The sequence below is a fragment of the Anaerotruncus colihominis genome (assembly GCF_010206195.1).
Classification (GTDB): domain Bacteria; phylum Bacillota; class Clostridia; order Oscillospirales; family Ruminococcaceae; genus Anaerotruncus; species Anaerotruncus colihominis_A.
Genome location: NZ_VIQT01000019.1, coordinates 165,551 through 185,641 on the forward strand (window position 1 = coordinate 165,551; position 20,091 = coordinate 185,641).

The 20,091-nt window shown below is 51.2% G+C and carries 17 protein-coding genes; 2 read left to right on the forward strand and 15 right to left on the reverse strand.

All coding sequences use genetic code 11. The annotated features are described in order from the left end of the window. Positions 1 to 12: 12 nt before the first annotated feature. From FMM72_RS13715 to FMM72_RS13765, 11 genes are all read right to left on the reverse strand, one after another. Positions 13 to 777: a hypothetical protein gene (locus tag FMM72_RS13715; protein WP_087303492.1), complete on the reverse strand. Its 765-nt coding sequence runs from the start codon at positions 775 to 777 to the stop codon at positions 13 to 15. A 17-nt stretch (positions 778 to 794) separates the two neighbouring features. Beyond that, positions 795 to 3,380, reverse strand: coding sequence for a molecular chaperone (locus FMM72_RS13720; RefSeq protein ID WP_162221739.1), 2,586 nt, complete (start codon positions 3,378 to 3,380; stop codon positions 795 to 797). 24 nt (positions 3,381 to 3,404) lie between these two features. Further along, a complete protein-coding gene (locus tag FMM72_RS13725) occupies positions 3,405 to 5,213 on the reverse strand; it encodes a PP2C family protein-serine/threonine phosphatase (RefSeq protein WP_087303488.1) in 1,809 nt (602 codons plus the stop codon). Next, complete coding sequence (locus tag FMM72_RS13730; protein WP_087303486.1) at positions 5,200 to 6,039, reverse strand: PP2C family protein-serine/threonine phosphatase; 840 nt, start codon at positions 6,037 to 6,039, stop codon at positions 5,200 to 5,202. The genes FMM72_RS13725 and FMM72_RS13730 overlap by 14 nt, the downstream gene beginning before the upstream one ends. 12 nt (positions 6,040 to 6,051) lie before the next feature. Continuing rightward, positions 6,052 to 6,567: an FHA domain-containing protein gene (locus tag FMM72_RS13735; protein ID WP_087303484.1), complete on the reverse strand. Its 516-nt coding sequence runs from the start codon at positions 6,565 to 6,567 to the stop codon at positions 6,052 to 6,054. 19 nt (positions 6,568 to 6,586) lie between these two features. Beyond that, positions 6,587 to 7,069, reverse strand: coding sequence for a hypothetical protein (locus FMM72_RS13740; RefSeq protein WP_160209952.1), 483 nt, complete (start codon positions 7,067 to 7,069; stop codon positions 6,587 to 6,589). 73 nt (positions 7,070 to 7,142) lie between these two features. Then, a complete protein-coding gene (locus tag FMM72_RS13745) occupies positions 7,143 to 7,556 on the reverse strand; it encodes a J domain-containing protein (protein WP_160209953.1) in 414 nt (137 codons plus the stop codon). Between the two features lie 97 nt (positions 7,557 to 7,653). After that, positions 7,654 to 8,073: a hypothetical protein gene (locus FMM72_RS13750; RefSeq protein ID WP_087303480.1), complete on the reverse strand. Its 420-nt coding sequence runs from the start codon at positions 8,071 to 8,073 to the stop codon at positions 7,654 to 7,656. 30 nt (positions 8,074 to 8,103) lie between these two features. Next, entirely contained in the window at positions 8,104 to 8,526 is a 423-nt protein-coding gene (locus FMM72_RS13755) for a hypothetical protein (RefSeq protein WP_087303478.1), read from the reverse strand. A 63-nt stretch (positions 8,527 to 8,589) separates the two neighbouring features. Further along, positions 8,590 to 10,776: a transcriptional regulator gene (locus FMM72_RS13760; protein WP_160209955.1), complete on the reverse strand. Its 2,187-nt coding sequence runs from the start codon at positions 10,774 to 10,776 to the stop codon at positions 8,590 to 8,592. 47 nt (positions 10,777 to 10,823) lie between these two features. Then, positions 10,824 to 12,629 (reverse strand): vWA domain-containing protein, encoded by a 1,806-nt coding sequence (locus tag FMM72_RS13765; protein ID WP_162221740.1) that lies wholly within the window; start codon positions 12,627 to 12,629, stop codon positions 10,824 to 10,826. A gap of 541 nt (positions 12,630 to 13,170) precedes the next feature. On the opposite strand from FMM72_RS13765, the gene FMM72_RS13770 reads away from it, so the two are divergent. Beyond that, positions 13,171 to 13,680 carry a hypothetical protein gene (locus tag FMM72_RS13770; RefSeq protein ID WP_162221741.1) on the forward strand — a complete coding sequence of 170 codons (510 nt, stop codon included), beginning with the start codon at positions 13,171 to 13,173 and terminating at the stop codon, positions 13,678 to 13,680. A gap of 191 nt (positions 13,681 to 13,871) precedes the next feature. Here FMM72_RS13770 and FMM72_RS13775 read toward each other — a convergent pair whose 3' ends face one another. From FMM72_RS13775 to FMM72_RS13785, 3 genes are read right to left on the reverse strand one after another with little or no spacing between them, the layout of a single operon-like run. After that, on the reverse strand, positions 13,872 to 14,132 hold the full coding sequence (locus tag FMM72_RS13775) for a helix-turn-helix domain-containing protein (protein WP_024731080.1): 261 nt from the start codon (positions 14,130 to 14,132) through the stop codon (positions 13,872 to 13,874). Between the two features lie 18 nt (positions 14,133 to 14,150). After that, on the reverse strand, positions 14,151 to 15,926 hold the full coding sequence (locus tag FMM72_RS13780; RefSeq protein ID WP_162221763.1) for a VirD4-like conjugal transfer protein, CD1115 family: 1,776 nt from the start codon (positions 15,924 to 15,926) through the stop codon (positions 14,151 to 14,153). A gap of 10 nt (positions 15,927 to 15,936) precedes the next feature. Beyond that, the gene (locus FMM72_RS13785) at positions 15,937 to 16,845 is read right to left on the reverse strand and encodes a DUF3991 and toprim domain-containing protein (protein ID WP_257431340.1); all 909 of its coding nucleotides are present in this window, start codon (positions 16,843 to 16,845) and stop codon (positions 15,937 to 15,939) included. 272 nt (positions 16,846 to 17,117) lie between these two features. Between FMM72_RS13785 and FMM72_RS13790 the strand changes: the two genes are divergently transcribed. Next, positions 17,118 to 18,140, forward strand: a complete 1,023-nt coding sequence (locus FMM72_RS13790; protein ID WP_024731082.1) for a PDDEXK nuclease domain-containing protein — start codon at positions 17,118 to 17,120, stop codon at positions 18,138 to 18,140. On the opposite strand, the gene mobP3 is transcribed toward FMM72_RS13790, so the two are convergent. Continuing rightward, positions 18,137 to 20,089: a MobP3 family relaxase gene (gene mobP3 / locus FMM72_RS13795; RefSeq protein ID WP_162221742.1), complete on the reverse strand. Its 1,953-nt coding sequence runs from the start codon at positions 20,087 to 20,089 to the stop codon at positions 18,137 to 18,139. The genes FMM72_RS13790 and mobP3 overlap by 4 nt on opposite strands. Between the last annotated feature and the right edge of the window lie 2 nt (positions 20,090 to 20,091).

The following is a 20,091-nucleotide window of genomic DNA, read 5'->3' on the forward strand; positions in this document are numbered from 1 at the left end:
CTATCCCCTTTTTTAGTTAAAGAGCCGGATCCCCGGCAATTTATCCATCGGACGGTGCGTACACCCATACAGCATTTGTAATACTTGTGCAAGCCCCGGCAGCAGTTCTTCATGAGCCATTTCCCTGTAAGGCGTCCCCAGCCGCCGGCAGATATAATGCTGCAAATAATCCTTTGGGACCGGGGCTGCTTCAAGCGCGGTTGCGCAAAACGCTATATCAAGCGGGTCCTGTGCCAGAGGATAAGCCTCATGTGCAAACCGGTGCGTCACTTCCGGGCGTAATGTTGCTTTCCCAATCCCCGCCTGACGCACAAACGTCAGATTTACTGTATCGTACTCAGTCTGCAAGTCGGCGAAATCCTTATATTCGGTTCTTAACGAAGATCCTTTTTTCAACTTGAATCTTCCCAATTCCAACTCGTTTGGCATAAGCTGCACGTTTTCCTCCAACACAAGTTCCCCTGTATGAAAGATATACTCTTTCATAGCAATCTGCGGGGCAAAACGGATTTTCAACATCATCCACTGATCGGTCGGACGGTACGGTACGCTGGTTTTCTCCCGCAGCATATAGACGCGCCCCGTATATTTGACCATCCCTTTTTCCACGCCGATCCTCATCCCTGATTCGTACAGACGGCATCCCGACAGAATTCCATCACTGTATTCCCCATAACGCAATTCCTGTTCCACACAAGTCAAATCGCGCAGCGCAAACAGGATTTCTTTGCGAAGGGGACCAGGCGCAAAGGTTGGTATCTTACTGATAAAGGACAATGCAGACCCCCCTCACATCATTTTTTCCCGTCGAAAAAGTTTACTGTCCAGCTATCGTTCTCGAAGGGGAAAAGCTGTGGATGCCCCAGGAGCAGCGTTTCCTCCCTGCGTGCAGCCGGAAGAACATGAAAGCCCCATTGAGCCGCATCCGCCCAAACAAAATAGCGGATTTCTCCATTTTCAATAATATCTATCTCAGCTTGCGGGATGATGTCCCCATATATTCCCGCAAGTTCTTCATAGGTAACAGATTGGAATTGTTCCTGTGGGCAGGCTACCGAAAAAATATGCTTTACTGCGCCATGCACATCCTCCAGATACAGCTGCAAACGGCTGCTTTGCATTGGCCGGGATACTGTGCCAATACCCGAATTTCTGCTAAGGCGGGGGATCAGCACAGCCTTCAGGTTCGTATGGGTGTAAGCGAACAGTTCCCATGGCAGCGACATATCGCCGGTTTTAATGGTTACGCTGCTCAAGCCGAGCTGATGGTCGGTAATATACCGGATGGCCCCATCCAAACAACTCAGTTTCAATCGGTAATCCTCCTGCGCCTTACCGCCTGTACGGATATACCGGCCTGGGATGAACTCCTTGAGCGCATCACGGAATAATGGGATCCGGCAGCTTTGACCTGTCAGATTGATTGCGGAATACTCCTCCAATTTTAAGTTTCCGAAAAAACGGCGGATCAGGTCATAGATATCCGGGTTCAAAACTACGCGCACTGTCGGCGCCCCTAAATGCACAGTCGGGAATTCCTTTTGCAATTCCAGTTTCCCATTCATAAATGCCGCCAGCTTCCACCGCGAAGCCGCCAGCCACAGATTTTCCGTATTTTCTGATGCGGCCGCCTGATTGGAACAAATCGTTACCGCCTGAAGGCGGCTGTCAGAAAAGAAAGCCTTTTTGATGCGCTCGGCCAAAGTAAACAGATAATAATAGTTCCCCCTGACCAGATGATATTCGTCCCGGCTTGCATTTTCATACTCCTGCCAGCGGGTTGGGATCACCTGTTCGGCCTGTTCATACGCCTGATTAAGCGCCTGATAAAGCGGCGCCGGTCCCTGCTCATCCACTGTACGGTAACATTCCTGCTCCATACCCGCCGTAATCTCATAAAGGCTTTGTCCTTCCCCCGTCAGCCGCCTGGCCGCTTCTAGTTTTAACATCTGTAAAATCCGGAAGGTAAGGTTATTGCCGCCAAAATCCGTATCTCCATTTTCATAAGAGGTTTTAATCGATATTTTATAAGAAATCCGGCTGTTCGTTATTGAAAAATCTGCTGAAGTAAGGTCTGTGGTTCCGCCGCCGCAGTCGACAATCAAGGCTTTGTACCATATCCCATTTTCATAATAATTATTTTCAATATAGCTGTGGATGGTGTTATAAAGCACCGCCACGCCTTCGTCCACCATATCCTGTTCAAGCAAATCATATTCAGGAAATATCTCACGGTAAAATGCCAGGAAACGCGCTTTTTGTTTAACCGGGCAAGAGAGATACAGCTTTTGAAAATGGCATTTAAACCGTTGTTCCGCGCTTTTGATCACATAGGTCAAAAACGCTCTGATAATTTCCCGGCGCGTTGCCATAATCCGGTTGCCTCGATGGTCGGATAATTCTTCACTCTGTTCACAGTCTCCCAGCCACCGCTTGATATCGTACCAGACCGAAACCCCTTCCCCGAAAAAGCCGTCCATAACCAGTTTTTCCGCCTCGCGGCCTATCAGCCAGACCGGCTTGCCATCCTCGATCCTGTCAATCCCGATGATCGTCGGCAAAACCGGGGCTTTACTCCCCTCCTCATCCAGCCATTGGACATAGTGGATTTTATTTTGTGTTAAACCAACCTGCCCAAGTTCCGGGCCGAACTGTTCGCAGAACAACGGATCTGCGTGGATACCCGCCGCGGTATTCGTCGTTCCAAAGTCAATACACAAAGGCATTGGGGCCTGTACAGGTTTGCGCACCACAAAATCCAGCAGCCGCACGCCATACACCTCAATTTCAGGCGGCAGGGATATATCCTGACCACCGTACAGTGCAAAAATGCGATCTGAAAGCTGCCTTGGAAAGACCAGCAGCATATAATCCCGCGCCTCTGCCTGCCGACATGGGAGCTGTCCGTTCCGGGCCAAATAGAGTTTTTCCCGCTCCTGTGCGGCAATTATGTTGAAGATTGCACAGACGCCGCCCTCCCGGTCCAGCACAACTGCGTTTACCCCTTCGATTTCCTGCCGCATTGGCAGGGTGTACCCGTCAAAATAACCTGTATCAAGCCCCTCCCATACCACAATTTTTGCCGGGATTTCAAGAGCGTCGGGCAGCAAATGCAACTTCACACCCCGCAATGCCTGTTCAATGCGTTCCCCACCGCCATCCGCAGGCTGCTGAATCAGCAACGGTCCATAACTGCCGCGAAACCGCAGAATTAATCGGATAAGCCGGTCTTTGTCCAGCTGATACAGACCTCCATGCAGAATTTTTTGCCGCTCGCAAATATCTCTAAGCTGAAGCAGCGTCATCCGTTCAAGTTCTTCCTGCCGGTAGCGGATCAAGATTTTTGTTTCATCCGGCTGATTCTGCAAAGGTCTGTTCATTTTCAAAACTCCCATTCTGAAACGCTAATTCTTTTTTGGGCTGATATAGCCGTCCACTGTATCTATCCGGTCCCGTGCCTCATTCACACCATCCTCATCCCCAAGATCAGCGTAAATCCCCCTGGCAAGGATATACCTTTGCCTTGCGTCGGCATATTCAAGCTTGTCCAGAAGGGCGTCCCCCTCAGACATATACTGCTCTGCCGTTTCGGTCTGCTGCTGGTTTTCACCTTCTTTTTGGGTTAATGCCGCCAGCTTTTCATCAATCGACGCAAGCACAATCTCATTCCCCAACGCTGCATACTGCTCCCTCGCTAAAGTATATAGGAGTTTCGCCGCAGTAAGATCCCCTTCTTTTACCGCTTTATCACCCTGCACAATGTAATCTGCCGCTGCAGATTCTGCTGCCGCCTGTTCCTTTACAGCCTCGGTTTCCCCCTGCATTTTGCCGTATAAGGAGTCCAGTGCTTCAAGTGCAGACTGTTTTCCCGCTTCATAATAAAGTCCTGCTGCGAGCCGCCGCGCTTCCAGATACTTTTCCTCTGCCGCAGCGTAGTTCCCGCGGTCCGCCAGCATATCGCCCAGCGAAATATAATCCTGAACGCTCAGATAGCCCGCCGCCTGTTCCAGCCCCCGCTCAATATATTTTTGGGCTGCAAAATCGGTCTGCCGGCTGCGGCTTCTCGCGCGCAGCCACGCTTCCTGCGCGTCTGTGTATTCGCCCGATTCCATCAGCCCATCTGCGGTGACAATCGTTTCTGTAAGTTTCCGATATGCATCAATCCGGTTTTTCTGTTCATTATCTTTCAATTTTCCAGCCAAATCAAACGCTGTATCCAAATCATTCTGCGCACGGACAAAATTATTGTCGGCTATGTACTGTATTGCACTTTCAAATGCAAATTCCATTTCCACACGGTTTTCATGCTGTTTTTTGAAATACAAAAATAAAACGATCCCCAAAACCAGCAATACCACTGCCAGAACAATCAATATCATGATGGTCAGCCGGATCCGTTTGGCCCTTCGGGGATCAAGATATACTTTGTCGATAAAGATTAGTGCAATCGTATAATTTTCGATATCAGTCGTTGCTTTTTGCATTGTGAGGATCCCGTTTGCCTCCGGCTGGCTTTCCGCGTCCAATATCTGTGGGTTTGAATCAAGAATCAAACGCTCGATATTCTCAAGCGCCTTGTCCGGATCATTGCCTGCCTCCGCTGTGCTGGCGAGCAGATCACTTTCATCACAGTTTTCCCATACGCCCCTTGTGTATAAAGCCAGAATGTCCCCATTTTGAAGCCGCAATTTCCTGCTGACTTGAGGGCGGGCATATTTCCCGCCTAAAAACCGCGATAAATTGTTGCGTTCCTCATGCAAAGCAATCTGGTCTTTAGGCAGTTTCCCTTTTGTGGACAGATCTGCGCTCAGGGAATGATCCTTGCTGCCATACGCAACCCTGCCATGCCGCAGCAGAGAGAACCGGCTGTTGCCCAGCCATGCGCAGCGTACTTTTTGGTAGTTGGTTACAACCACTGTAATAGATGCGCCCGCAAAACGCAGCCGGCTGCTTTTCATAGCGGCCTGCGCATTCCTGACATATTTTTTCAACGCTTTTTTCCCAATGGACGGTTTTTGCTCAAAACATTCTATCACCGCTTCCGCCGCCAGCCGGATAGACAGGTCCTCACGTTCGCCGGGTTCTAACCCATCTATTACAAGGTAACAGGCGAAATCATCTGCTTCCGCGCTTGCATAAAAATCGTTGTTATATAGAAAGGCGCCCTCTTTGCTGAGATAACGTGCAACAAACGCGCTGTTATTCTTTCGCATACCATACCTCCTGATCTATAACAGCTTTTGCCACAATCACGGTTGCATTATCTTGTTCCGGTTCCTTCTTTCCATCCACAATTGCGATCAGCCAATGTGCGCAAAAGTTGCAGCTCCACCTCTTTCGCATAGCGGCAGCCAGCTCCTGTTCTGTTAACGCTTGTGTAACTCCATCACTTGCCAGTAATATTCTGTCTCCTCGCTTTAAGGAAACCGGGACTTCACAGATTTCCAGTTGGGAAAAGCCATCTTTTCCGACAAAATTACAGGTACGGTTATCATTCGCCACACGAAGCGCATATTCACGTGGAAGTTTTCCCTGCCGGTATGCCTGTCTTGCAAGGCTGCCAATCGTTTGCCCTTCGCTTATTTGCCAAAGCCTGCCCCCGCGCATCAGATAGAGGCGGCAGTCTCCGGCAAGCGCATAATATAAATAACCTTGTTTCATAACCGCACACAACAGGCTCGCTCCGGCAGATGCATCTGGAATGTGACGGAGGATACCGGCATTGGCGGCCCGGAACGCATCAGAAAAAAAGTATTTCGGATACTCTCCCGTACCCGCGGCCTCAAACATACGGGATACGCTGTCGACAGCGATTTGCGCCGCATACCTGCCCTTTTCTCCCCGGCCAATTCCATCGGCCAGCAAAAACATCGCTTCCCCATCTTTGACAATCGTCCGGCCTATATCCGCCTGTACCTCCCGTTTCCCCGCCGTTTGCGCTATTGCTGTGTACAGCTTTCCGCCATTTGGCCATCCCGCTGCACAGCGCAAGATCCAAAGCGCGGCCAAAAAACTGCTGCATAGAATGAGATATGACAACCCCGTCCCTCCTCAAGGTTCCTCCCACGCAAAATGGTCGCCGCACAATGGGCGAAATATCAGCACCGTATCCCCCAGCCGTATACTGCTCATATCTAACAGCCGGACTGGTTCATAAATGCTCTGGTTATTCATATAAACCAATTTTTCCGAATCCCCCGGTACCAATACAAACTGCCGGTTTAGCGGATCGTAAGCGATACTTGCGTGATTACGGCGGGCAACGCCCATATCCCCTAATATCTGCACATCCATGTCATCCGCCCGGCCTATGAAATTCTTGCCCGCGTGCAATGTAAAGCTCTGCCCTATGCGCGGACCTGAGATGCATGCCAGCCAGCCGCATACCGGCTCAATCGGTAAATATAAAAGTTCGTCTTCCAATTCCTCTATCGTCGGCAAAGGCTCCCTTTTTTCTGGACGCCCTACCACCCGCCCGCAATAAGGGCATTTATTTCCATGCATCCGTGTGTCAAATAAGTGCCCCATCTGACACTGCGCCATATTCGTCCTGCTTATAGTTTTCATTTTGATTTCTCCTGCCTCCCTACCTTACTGCCAACCGGACGCTCCGCGACAGTTCCAGCAGATCGCCGCATTGCAGCAATACCGGATGCCCCGGCACCAGAAAGATTTCCTTTCCGTCGCGCCAGATCGCGCTTCCGCCGCGGGTAGAGAGATCCTGAGCCCACCACCCTGCATTGGTATAATTTAACGACATATGGATTGGGTCTATATAGTCGCTGTACGAGCTGCCCGTAAGATCAATCAGGCAGGTATAATCTGGATTTTCCTTTCCGATCAGCAGCCCTGTTTGCCCCTCCAGCGGCCAGCTTTGGATTGTCTTATCGTTTTCTCCCAACAGGCAGATAACCTGTGGACACGTCGCTGTTTCTTTTTTCTTTCTGCGCTTTCTCCAGCAGGAAATTTCACGCCCAATAATTCCAATAGCAGAAAACGTCCATACCACGGTCAATGCAATCTGTAAATAGAATCCTTCCACATATATCCATGTAAGAATTACACACATGATTGATGCTGCCGCAATAACGGCATCCAGCAATATGCAGATAGCAGCCCTTCCCCTCATATCACTATCCCCACTATTTTTTCAGCCCCATAAATCTGAAAAACAGTTCGTCTGTATCAATCGGTGCGGAGCCTGCTTTTGTGCGTTCCGATTGCGATGCAACTCCTTCTGGAGTAAACATCTTGCTGAACTGTTCCATCATTGCGCCAATATCTACCTTGCCTCCGGTTGGTGCGGAATGAGCAGCCGCATACCTGGGCTTTTCCCCCTTTTTTACCTTTGCAATCTCCGCGTCATATTTTTTACGCTTTTCTTCATCGCCTAATGTTTCCCACGCCTCGGCGATTTCCTTAAACCGTTCCTCGGCCGCCTTATCGCCGGGATGCAAGTCCGGATGGTTTTCTTTCACTAAACGCCGGTAGTTCTTGCGGATCTCATCTGTTTTTGCGTCTGCGGACACTCCCAATGTTTCATAGTAAGTCCTCATATAAATAAACACCCCTTCATAAAAGATGGGCGTGCCCATGAAAAGGGCACGCCCATCCATTTTCCGCCTTTGCTGGTGGCAGGGCGAGAACTGTCTATTAAAGTGTAAAACCGCCTTCGACCAAAATGTTCTCCAGTAAATCCTTTTTCTGGCGGATGGTTAACTCATACGAACCGACTCCGGCTGTCACGTCGAATTCTTCGCTGTACCCTACAACGAAAGCGTTCGGGAATGTAACCCGCCGCAACACCTGTCCGGCTGCGTTCGCGGTTGCAGTAACCTTCTGATATGCCTTTGCATCATCCATGTTATTTGCCCACTGAGCAACCTGAACTGTCCCATCGGCAAGGCCGCCATCCGCCGCAGATCGAATTTTCCCTGTGGATTTCATAGTCGCGGAGGTATCCGGCGCCCGTCCCTCTGTATTCTTCGGGATGCCTGTTGTATTCTCAAAAGATTTTACGGTTTCCTCACCGAGCTGGCTTGAAAACGCACCTTCCATTTTCAGCTCATACATTTTGCTTTCTCCTTCCGTTCCGTTTCTGGTTTATTCCGCTGCAAAGCCGCCTTCGACCGTCACTTTGTTGTTTTCATCTTTTTTCTGACAAAGTTCCAGACGGAACGTGCCTGTCCCCTGTGTGTCACTGAACGACTCGTGGTAATCATATACAAAAGCCTTCGGCAACGTATACTTGCGTACTGTTGTAGCGTCTGCGTCATACTGTGCAACCGCATTACAGTAAACGCTTACACCCTTGTTTTTATAGCTCCATTGCTGCAGTTTTGCGACCGGCTCACCTGATGTGCCCGCAATTTCCGGAATGATACGCCCCTCAATCCAGAGAATTTTGCTTACATCGGTGGAGCGTGCATTGGAATCCTCCGGTGTGACGATCCGGTAGCCCATTTTTGTGATATGTTTTTCGTCGATGGTGATGTTTTCCGCCCCTGTGATAACCAACTGAGTCATGTCAATTCCTCCTGTTGTCTGAATTTTTAATGTTTTTGAATCGCATGCTTCCCAAATCACAATTTAAACGCCGGCTCCCGCAGTTGTCCGCCGCAATCTCACTTTGACGTTCTTTTGCACGCCGCCGAATTGGAAGTGGATCTCGCAATGTCCGGCCCGCTCGTCCAGATCGTATGTAACCGCGTCTTCCGGTTTTATAACCGCATTTATAAAATCCTTACGGTTCATCCACTGCTGCATCTGACTGGACGGATTTGCAGAAAAGAAAAACTCAACCGCATCTTTTTTAAAGTCAGAACTGACCCTGCGCAGTACGCACTCAAAATAGCTTGACACTGTCTGCTGAAAAATCGGTTCATATTGATATCCGTCATGGGCGAGACTTCGCGCCTTATAGACAGTCAGGTTATTCACCGGCTTTCCTTTGAGACTCTGGACCTCGCTTGACAGAATGAATCCAAAACCCTGCCTGTTGATTTCCTCTTTAACAGATCTTGTCCATCCCGCAACCTCCCTCGCAAGGGTGGTTGGGACCAGCAGGGCGTTGTCTCCTGATTCAATGTCAAACCGTACCCCCGGCAGAGTTGGATCGACGCTTCTGATGAATTTCTCACGCAGGAAATCCGGATCTTGGCAGGCAGCCATGATTCCTGCTGCAATGAAAGCCGCCGGGATATAAATCCCATTTAAGTAAAACCGCTGCACATCTTCCTGCCGGTCCGAATATGCCGCATTTTCGCCGTCCGTTGTCATCAGCTTTCCAGTGATAACCCCGGACTTGTTCTTTGGAATCACAGTCACATTCGGCAGGCAGGGCACGGCGCAAGCACTGTAATCTTTGTTCATCAGCGGAGCGCAACGATCTATAAACGCGCCTATCCCTTCTTTTGCCACCTTATCGAATGTCGTATCTTCCCCGGTTTCAAATGAAAAGAAGGTTTTTATTCCATAATCCGCAAGGGCGTCTGTCAATGTGCTGAGTGTTTCCATTGAATATACATCTGTTTTCTTTTTCTGTTTCGCAGTCGCGAATACCTGCCGGATTTCTTTTTGATCTCCTGCTTTGGAAAAGCTGAGATTCGGGAAAATTGCCTGCCAAATATGATTGTCCATATCGTTTGTCAGATTTGTGGTATTCAAGAAAGTCTGAACACGGGGAAGATTTCCACTACGGGCCGCCATTTCGGGATCGCAATTGGCAACCAGCAGCCGCGGCCGCATGGCGCTTTTACTTTTCACGGTATCCTCGTACTGTTCAAAGAACAGATGTACGCCCAGCAGTATCTCGCATACTGGTTTTACGCATTCCATAAAGTCCTTTTGCGCTTGGGTATAGAGCGAGAGATAAGCGTTGTGGTTTTCAACTTCACGTTGGTAATCTACTTTGCTGCCGACCGTGGTTGCCAGTGGCGAGAAGGTCCGTACCACAAGATCCTTTACATACGAGCTTGCATAATCTCCTGCGTTTGATTCATAGTCCTCGCTCAAAACTTTTGCCAGCTGCGCGCTGCCTGCGTCATCCATCGCTGCCAACGCGGTTTCATTTGCAGGCGGCAACGCTTTCACCTCGAGGCTTCCATCCTCTTTGAGCGCAAGCAATCCGGCTGTAATTCTTGCACCCTTAGCATCCCCGTCACCCGCGCCGCTCAACAACAGACGCTGTTCACAATCATCGGCAGCCAAAGCCAGCATCTGCACAGGATTATTGTAATGTTCCCGTGCATCGGCAAACAGGGCGTTCAGCTTATGCGCCAGATCGTCACGAACAGGATCTTCCTCCGGAAGAGCGGCATATTTTCCATAATTGTAATTCATCTCTTTGCGGATCTGCTGAATGGAAGCGCGCATCTTTTCCGGACTGAGCTGCTTTGTCAGGCTTTCAAAATCGAATTCCACTGTCCGCGCGCCCTGCCTGCTGCGCGCAGCAATCATGTCAAACAGCACACCTATTGTCGGAGAGTTTCTATCCAATGGATATTCCGTCACAAATTCCGGCGGCAGATGTTCCGGTCGGTTCAGCTGGAAGTGCATCTTTTGATTCTCTGCATCAAAAAAGCCATACGCCTTTAACGGGAACTTCCGCTCAAACTCGGAATAACTGTTGACACATAACGCCGTCATAATCTCGTCGATCTGTTCATCCGGAAGCGCAGACAAATCCCGCGTGTTGCCCACCAAAGTAAGCAAATCTTTGAGATCGGGGTCTACCACACCCCAAAGCATGGTGAAATTTGTTTGCTGCAAATCCATGTCGCATCGTGCCGCCTTTCTTTTCTCTGTCTATGCAAAAGCTCTTATCAACGCACGCTGACCGCGAGAGCTTTGGCGCTGTCTTTTGCCCGAGAGCCAGCCATCTGACGGAAATAAATTTCCACTTCCTCGCAACCTTCTTTCAAAACAATATAGAATTTCTGGTTATAATAGATCCGCAGTTCCTGGCCAAAGCCCCGCTCCTGGCCCATAAAAAAGATTTTCCCTTCAGACAGGTTTTGAACCCGCAACGTTTCATCCGCACCCGGCAATATGCGAATCTGCCCAGCTTGCTGGAATGGACATCCAATTCCGCAGCTTTCATACAATTCTCTCAGCGTAATTTCCCGGCAGTTTCCGAACCTGTCTAATTCCACAGTAAAAGGCCGTATTTCGTCAGAACTTCCGGATTTCACAGTAGAAATCTGTACTTTTCCAAAAAAGCCTCCCGCTTCAGGCAAGCTGATGTTCGGATTATGATTCCTCCTGCGCTTTTGCCAAACCGCTATAATAGCCGCGCCTATAATAAAAACCGCGCCAATTATAGCCGCCATAAAAACGGATAGCCTTTGTTTGGGTTCTGCTGGCAGTGGCGGCCGTACATCCAGGACCTGTGTTTCAGCTGTAATAGCAGGAAGCGTGAACTGTGGTGTGGAGATCTGCACACTTATTTGATAAATTCCAAATGTATCTGGTTCAAATAAACCGGTCAAGGTTCCATCATCTGTAAGCATACAGGACACCTCAGATGTTTCTCCATTTGGCTTTGACAGAAGGAGTGTCGTTTTAAGCTGCCCACTATAGCCAGCAGCAGGGAAGGGCGTCCCTGTAGCATTATCAAAAAGCCTGACTGTAACGGTTGTCGTCTGCGTTTCTGGAAGTTCTCCCGCCAGTCTTGAATCTACGTCAACCTCCATTTCGAGGTCTAAATCCATAAGCAATTGAATTTCAGTTTTTCCCTCTGAACCAATTTGGAGCGATAGCCCCTTCCTCGACGGCCGTCTCAAATCTAAAACTGTATATGTGTCTTCCTTTTGTATTTCCAGACCCGCACCTGCATAAAACGCCTGCACAGAAACATTTTGAGGAATAAAAAGCCTTACACGGGGAATCTGATCCCCTAAAAGTTCAATTGGAACACTTTGCATATCTGTGTCAGCACTGGCCACTGTGATCGTATCTTCAATACTCCCGCCAAATGAACGTAAAACCTGATACATACATGCAGTCAGTTCGTTTCCATCTGATACTTCATTGATCTCATCCGGGGCTGAAAGAGATTGTATGGCTTGTCCCAATCGATTTTGTGTCTTTGGCTGGTGGAATACAAGCTGCTTTATTTTTATATCATTTTCCTTACATTTTGTATTGAGAGCATCGATCCGGTCCGCCCACTCGCTTAGTCCAGGCTCCACAGCCGGAACCAGCCCACCTTCTGATATATCTGCGACCAGTATAATCCGGCCCCCTGCGTCCAGCAGCTCCACCGCCCGTTCCAAACCTGCTCCAAGACAGGTATTTCCACCATATGGCAAGGTATTTACCGTATTTAAATATCCGTCCATTCCCTCCACAGTAGATGGATCAAAAAATCCTGATTCCACAGCTACTTGTGAATGTACACCGATTAATGCAATTTCTGTTCCCGCAGGAGCTAGATATCCAGCCAATTTTAACGCGTCAGCCACCCCATACTCACGGTTAATCTCCGCCATAGATCCGCTCAGATCTACCACCAGGACAACTTTTTCTTTATCCCTGAATTTTTCTTTTGCCTCTACTGATATGCTGCCCATCGTCAAAAGTAAAATTACCGCGATACAAATGGGCTGTATCCATTTTTTACTTCTCATTTGCCTGCCCTCCAGTACGGTTCTTCTAACAACAAAAAATCAGGAGACACTGAATAACAGATAGCAGGAATACCGGGTAACCAAAGACGGCAGCACAAAAAGGATACCTATATTATTGGATGAGTATGACGTTGTTGTTTTTTAATGATTGCGCTTGTTGTTTTCCAATTATTTCTTTATATGGTATATTTTATTTCATATTATTCTAAAAATCAACAATTTTTATGAATAATTACTTATAAATTTTCAATAGATATATTGTTTATAGTGTATAATTGACGATACTGTAAATATGTGTTTTACAAAACAGTTAAGGCTGAACTACTAAAACAGTTTGAGGCCGCGCTGCGGAAAGTCACGTTTAACTGGAGAAAAATTGCACTGGGGATTCTGGCGGGCACAGCGGTGGGTGCGTCGGCCTGAGTGCCGGGGCGCCAGCGAGCCAGTGCTGGCAACGGATGCGGTTATGAGCGGCGGGCCTCTGGTGTTTTGACAGTGGAAATCAGTATGATTACAGAGAAGACAGTGGGGAGGCGCTGAGGTGAATAAAAGAAAAGCGGAAATGATCAGGAGCATCCAGCCCCAGATAGACGCGGAGTTCCCTCGCCTTATGAATGAAATCAGCGGGTATGCGGCGGAGCATCAGGGAGGTCTTCGGGAGGGTATCCGGCAGTGTGCGCTGAAGGCGCGGCCGCTGATAGAGAGTGGAAAAAGAGCGGTATGCTGCATCGTGATTTCCCTGCTGGCTAGCAGCTTTAAAACGGGAAGTATGAACAATCGCAAGGCTGTAGGTTACGCAACGGACCTTCCGGGAGGACGCCCCTCGGCATATTTTTATATTTATCGGACGGAGGACTTAAAACCAGAGGATCTTGAGAGCCTTGATCCGTGTACCATATTCAGTGGAGCATCATGGTTTTCAGCAGGGAGAGATGTTCCGCTTTATAAGAGCAAGAATGGGAAGTATATGATGTGGATAGATGGTGGAACTCGCTTCTTTTTGCCGGAACGTTATCGGATGATCGAGAATTTCTGTGCGATTGAGGACTGACAAGAGAAGTGCGGCAGGTAAAGGAATGCAGGCTTTAAGATGCTCTGCTTTTTACGGAGGGCTTTGTTTCTTCTCTGTATAAACATCTTCAGGTGGATGGTTCTACTTCACGGCTCACAATGGCCCATACCACAGTCCACCCAAGGGCGCAATTCGCCCTTGGCGTGGACTGTGATTTTTTCAGCCATCAATCATTTCAGCAGCTTAAAAAGCAGGCTGGTCCTGCCGCCGTTTCGCCGCCATCTCTGCTCCGTTTCCAGATATCCAGCCGCCTTGAGATCGGCAACAGCCCGCTTGACGGTGGACTTGGAGAGTGCAAGATCTTTGGAAATGGTCGAGAGGGAGGGCCAGCTTTTTCCCTCCCGATCCGCCCGGCCGTACAGATAGATGTAAACGGCTTTTGCCCGGTGGGACAGCGCGTCGTCCTCATAGATTTGTTCCAGCTTACGCAAAGATTCCCTCCTTCTTATTTAGTCGGTGCGGGGCGGACGCCTGTGGGGAGGCTTTTCCAAGGACTCTTGAACCGGCTCCCCGGCCAATTCCGCAGCCGGCGCAATTTCCTGTTTGGGCTTTGCCTTTGGGTATCGATAGGCGATAGCCGCCGCCAGCTTCTCCCGCCCGGCATACTGTATCTTGCGGGCGGAATATTCCGGCAGTTCAAACTGCTTCCCAAAGCGGATACCCCACCTTAAGAACAGAGCAAATTTGGTTTTCATCGGGTGCATCCCGGTTTTCATGGTGATAAACTGGCCCTTGGGCATACTTTTCAGCTCGTCCGGGGTCATCAACCGCCGCCCCATCATCTGCAGGCTGCGGGAATTGTTGTCCTTGCCCTTGCTCACCGAACCGGAGAGGACGGTCTGTTCTCCCAGATCTTTGGAGAGGGTTTCTGCTGTCTCGCTGCCGGGAGCGAAGCCGCCGAAGATGGTGAGCTGGCAGTTGTCCCGTATCACCTGCGCGCCCTCTCTGCCGTAGTTTTTGTCCAGCTGGATGAGGCCCTGCACAATGGCGACAATACTCAGCCTGCGGGATCTGGCCGCGGAAAAGAGCATCTCCGCGCCCTCCAATTTTGGGATGGTCCCGAACTCGTCACAGTAGAAGATGCAGCGCCGGGGAAGTTTGCCGCCATTTTCATCTGCCACTGTCATTAGCTCCCGATAGAGCTGCTGGATGATGAGGCTCACGAGAAAATAGGCGGTGGGGTCCTCCTCCGGCATGACGATGAACAGGGCGGTTTTTCCCCCACAGAACCTCTCGGCGTCGATGGCGCTGTCAAAGCAGAGAAGCTGCTCCAGCTCGGTATCCAGAAAGGCGTTGAGACGGCTCATAGCGGTGGAGAGAACGGAAAGCATTGCCTGCTCCCCGGTGTGGAGCGCCGCCCCCGCCATCCATCGCGCCTTGTGTTCCGGTGGGAGCTGTTCCATGAGCAGTTGGAAGTGGTTTTTGCCCTTGACCTTGCTGGGAGCAAGCAGATCCTGCAAGAGCTTGAACACTGAAACGATATGCCGTTCTTTGGGCGGGCAGAACTCCGCGATCAACATCATGACCGACGCCAGCAGCCCCTCCGCGGCGTCATAAAAATAGGTGTTCTGGCCGTAGTTTTGTTCACCGCCCGCCTGAATGATGGTCTTGGCGCAGATCTTGGCGTACTTCTCCATCTTTGCCCTTGCCCGGAGGTCATCGGGGTGCGCATGATATTGATCCGCGTACTTGGAGATGAGGTGAAGCATGTTCGCCCCATCGCTTCTGGTGGGATTGCGCAGTTCAATCACCGATACCTGGTAGCCGTAACACTCCCGCGCAACGGTACCGTAGTTACGGTAGACGTCCCCCTTGGTGTCACTTGCCAAAAAGCTGACGCCGGACGCGCAGGCATATTCCAGATTTGGATAAAGGTAGTGGGCTGTTTTTCCCACCCCGGAGGCGCCGATCATCAGGCAGTGGACGTCGCCGGTGTCAATGAGGGCGGTGGTCTTTTGCTTCCAGGGCAGACCGCCCACCACTGAGCCCACCACCAATCCCTGCTCTTTGGGCCGTTTTTCGCCCTTGCGCCACTGTTCGGGCAGGAAGGGGAGATGGAGATAGGCTTTCTCCATCTCTTTTTTAGTCGCCCACCGCGCTGTACCGTGCTGGCCGTCGCCTACTTGCCGGGATTTGATACCGTTGATGCCGGTGTTGTCTGAAAACACCGCGATGAAGGCGAACACCGCCACCATGCCGCCCACTGTCCAGAGCAGGGGGGCCATCTGAGAAAAATCAAAGGGCAAGGCTCATTCCTCCTTCCTGCTCCCGCTCAAACGTTTCCTGCTGTTTGATTTCTTCTTTCAGGTCATCGTTCCAATCCTTCAGCTGTGGACACAACCGCTGGACAGAATAACCGCCCAGCTCATCGAGCCGGGCGGTCAATCGTTCTGAGGCGCTGTGCCCTGCTTTGTCGTTGTCCAGGCAGAGGTACACCTCGCGGATTGATGGCTGGACTTCCAGTTGCCTAACCATCGCATGTTCCGCCACCCCGCAGAGGGACACATAGCTGTGTTCCCGCCAGCCCTCCGGGTGCAGGGAGATGTAGGAGAGCAGGTCGATGGGGGCCTCGAACACATACAGCTTTTCACTTTTACCCACCCAATGAAAGCTGTATGCCGGATCGCAGCCCTCCACATTGATGCGGAAGGCTTTTCCCTCGCTGTTGGTGCTGCGCTTGTGGGCATGGCGGGGGACGCCATGTTCATCGTACCCGACAAATACGGCGTTGTGATATGGGACGTCCTCATAAATGAGCTTGGCTCTGACAAATGCAGAGAGGACTCCACGGTCGATCTTTCGCTGCCCCAGCAGGTACCCATACACCCGCCGCATTGTTCCTGCGGACTCTGGCAGCGCGAAAGGCTTCGGCTCCGGTTTCGGTTTGGCTTCTGCGACAGGCAGGGGACGCTGCCCATCCTCGCCCAGCAGCAGGCGCATCCCCTCTGAGAAACTCAGCCCATAGTGCCGGCGCACAAAACTGAGCGCGTACCCGCCCTGTTCGGCAGCGTGGTCGAACCACTGGTTCCCGCGGACGGTGACACTGTGGTCGTTCCCCAACCGCTTCTCTCTGCCGGATGGGAGAAGATGTTCTCCGTTTCGGCGCAGCAGCTCCTCTAGATCGATCTGGTTGGCCCGTTCCACCTGGTCCTTGGTGTATTTTCCATAGTAGATGATCCCGCCTATATTTCTTCACCCCACTTTGATATTCATACTGTGTCTTGCTATTTTTTGATCGTGTACTCCCACCGATTTTTGATTTCTTCTGGGGATACATAATGGCCACGATGGCGCACCCCTGTCCAAGCAATGCTATCCGCTGCTCCCGCAAATGTAAAATTTGCCGCTGTAAATTGAGATTGAATCCGTTTTTAAAACCGTGTACAATGAAGAAAAAACGCACAGGAGGAAGTCCCATGCGAAATGATATCAACCGTTTGGAGCCGGAGTCCCAACAGACCTACGAATCGATCCGCAGCTCCATTGTAACAGCGCAGCACAAAATAGCTTCCGCCGTCAATTCCAGTATGGTGATCGCCTACTGGGAGATCGGGGAGCAGATCCAGCGCGCCTGTGGAGAAAATGACCGTGCGGAATACGGCGCCCGACTGTTGGAATATCTCTCCGAACGGCTCACCGCTGAATTTGGCAAGGGGTTCAGCGTCCAAAACCTACGGAATATGCGCCAGTTTTATAACGCTTTCCCAATTCGATACACACTGTGTAGCGAATTGAGTTGGTCCCATTACCGGCTTCTGATGCGTGTGCCGGACGAAAGAGCACGGACATTTTATTTGGATGAGTGCGCCAAGTCCGCGTGGAGTGTGCGGCAGCTGGAGCGCCAGATCCACACCCTTTTCTACGAGCGCATTTTAGCGAGCCGGGATAAGGGTCCGGTGGCGGCTGAAATCCAAACGTCAGAGCCCAAGCCGGAATATGAAAAGATCATCAAGGATCCCTATGTGATGGAGTTCCTCCAGATCCAGCCGGACACCCATGTTTATGAAAGTGATCTGGAACAGGCACTGATCGACCATCTGCAGCAGTTTTTGTTGGAGCTGGGCCGGGGCTTTTCGTTTGTCTCCCGGCAGAAGCGTTTCACGCTGGATGGCCAGAGCTTCTTTATCGACCTGGTTTTTTATAACTATATCTTGAAATGCTTCGTGCTGATTGACCTGAAAACGGATACGCTGACACATCAGGATCTGGGGCAGATGCAGATGTACGTCAACTACTATACGCGGGAGCTGATGAACGAGGGGGACAATCCTCCAATTGGAATTGTACTCTGCGCCGAGAAGAACGACGCGGTTGTCCGATATACTCTCCCGGAAGGGAATACACAAATTTTTACATCCAAGTATAAAACCTATCTTCCCACCGAGGAGGAACTGCGCCGGGAACTAAAATTGGAGGGCTTTCAAAAAAGAGAAGATTAATATTGCTGCTGCCCGCCTGATTTTAACCCCATCGCCTGCTTCTTTGCTTTGAGCTTTCGCAGCAGCTTGCGGTCAGTGATCTGCGGGATATTGGCAGGGCCGGGTGGTGACGGCCGGAACAGAGTTCCCAAATGGTGCAGCAGCCGCCCCACCCCTTGGGAAATGGCTGCCTTGCGCCAGTCATCCAGATGCTTCAAAAAATATTTGGCGTACTCGCTGCCCTGTTCCGCAGACTGGGTAAACCAATAAACCGCCGCCGCCCGGTCTTTTGGTATCTCTTTTCCGAGAAGATACAGCTTGCCCAGCGTATATTGCGCATACTGGTTATCCTGCCCTGCGGCAGCGGTGAGCAGACGGACAGCTTTCTCCGTGTCCTTTGAAACTTTTTCGCCATCGAGCAGCAGCTTGGCGAGACGGTACTGCGCGTATTGGTTATTCTGCTCCGCCGCTTTCCGATGCCACCCCGCCGCTTCGGTGAACCGTTCCTGCTGTTCCAGCAGCTTGCCAAGGGCGTATTCGGAATAGCCGTTGCCTGCCGCCGCCGCCTTATAAAACCACCGCTCGGCAGCTTTTTCATCGGCCTTGACGCCAACGCCATCCAGATAGGCCTTTCCCAGCAGATGTGCCGCCACAGAGAAGCCTCCGTCATAGAGCTGCTCCAGCTTCGCCAATGCCGCCCGCTTTTCTTCGGGCGGCGTTTCTCCATCATAAAGGATTTTCTTAGCCTCGCGGTATCGGGCGGCCTGCCGCCAGAGACGCTGCTCTCCCTTTGGAACTGGGTCGTCCTCCGGTTCGTCTGAGATTTTCTCACTACGGAAAACAGCAGACAGCTCTCCCAGCCGCACCGCCTCCTGGATGACCATGTTTTTGATCTGTTTAAACTCCTTCTGCCTTGAGAGGGGCAACCTCTCCGGTAGATTGTCCCGGTGGGTGCGCAGCACCTCCTCCCGCAGCTCATACCACAGTGCATAGGCTTTTCCCACCTGCGGGATTTGTGCCAGTTTGTCCACCAGCTCGTCCACCAGCTTTTTGAGCGGGGCCTTGAGATAGCCGTACTGTTTTTTACCGGTGGTGTGGGAGAGCCTTTCCGAGAGCTGCTCCAGCAGCGGGCCAAGCTGCCCATCTTCCACCGCGCCGGTTTGCATCCGCCCGATGAGTTCTTCCAGTGCGTCCCTTGCAGCCGTTCCCAGTTCGTCTCTACGATGGGTCTGTTCCCGATAGACGGCGGTCAGCTCCTGCCGGAATATCTCACCCGCTAGCTGGGAGCGGATCTGCGCGATCCCAGCTTTGGTGAGGAATCCCTCCGAGGGCTTTGCGCTGTAGCAGACCATATGCACATGGGGGTGGTAGCTCTCGTTGTGAAAGGCGGCATACCAACGGAAATCCTGAAACGGAATCTTCATAGCTTTGGCCATCTCCGGCGCAAAGGAGGTGAGCAGCCGTCTCCAGCTTTCGGCGTTGTCATAGCCGAGCCGGACAGCGTCCTCCCGACGCAGGGAGAGGATGGGCAGCCACAGATTTCCGGCGTGGTTGGACACCTCCTCCGCTACCTGGGACAGCGCCGGCGGATCTGCGCCGGCGGTAAACAGGCCGTGCGCCCCCAGCTTCTCGGCGCGGGGGCGGTTGGCGATGTAGTCCAGATACTTTTCCCCACCGGACATCTGGTGCAGATGTTCTTCAACGATCCGGCAGATCAGCTCCGAGGCATGGCCTCTGGTGGGCGCCGCACGATAGTCCTCGTACTCGAACATCCCCCGGCTGTCCGGGAAATCCCGCAGCAGGTTTGAGAGCAGCGCTTTCTGTTTTGACGTTGCGGGGTTGTCTGCATTCTCCGGGCGAACCGGCTCGACGCCCTCCCTGGTGGAGATGTATCGGATATAGTTCTCCCGCCGCGCCGCGTTTTGCGCGCTGCCCTTGATGTACGGGCACTTGAAGATGAGGCGGGGCATCT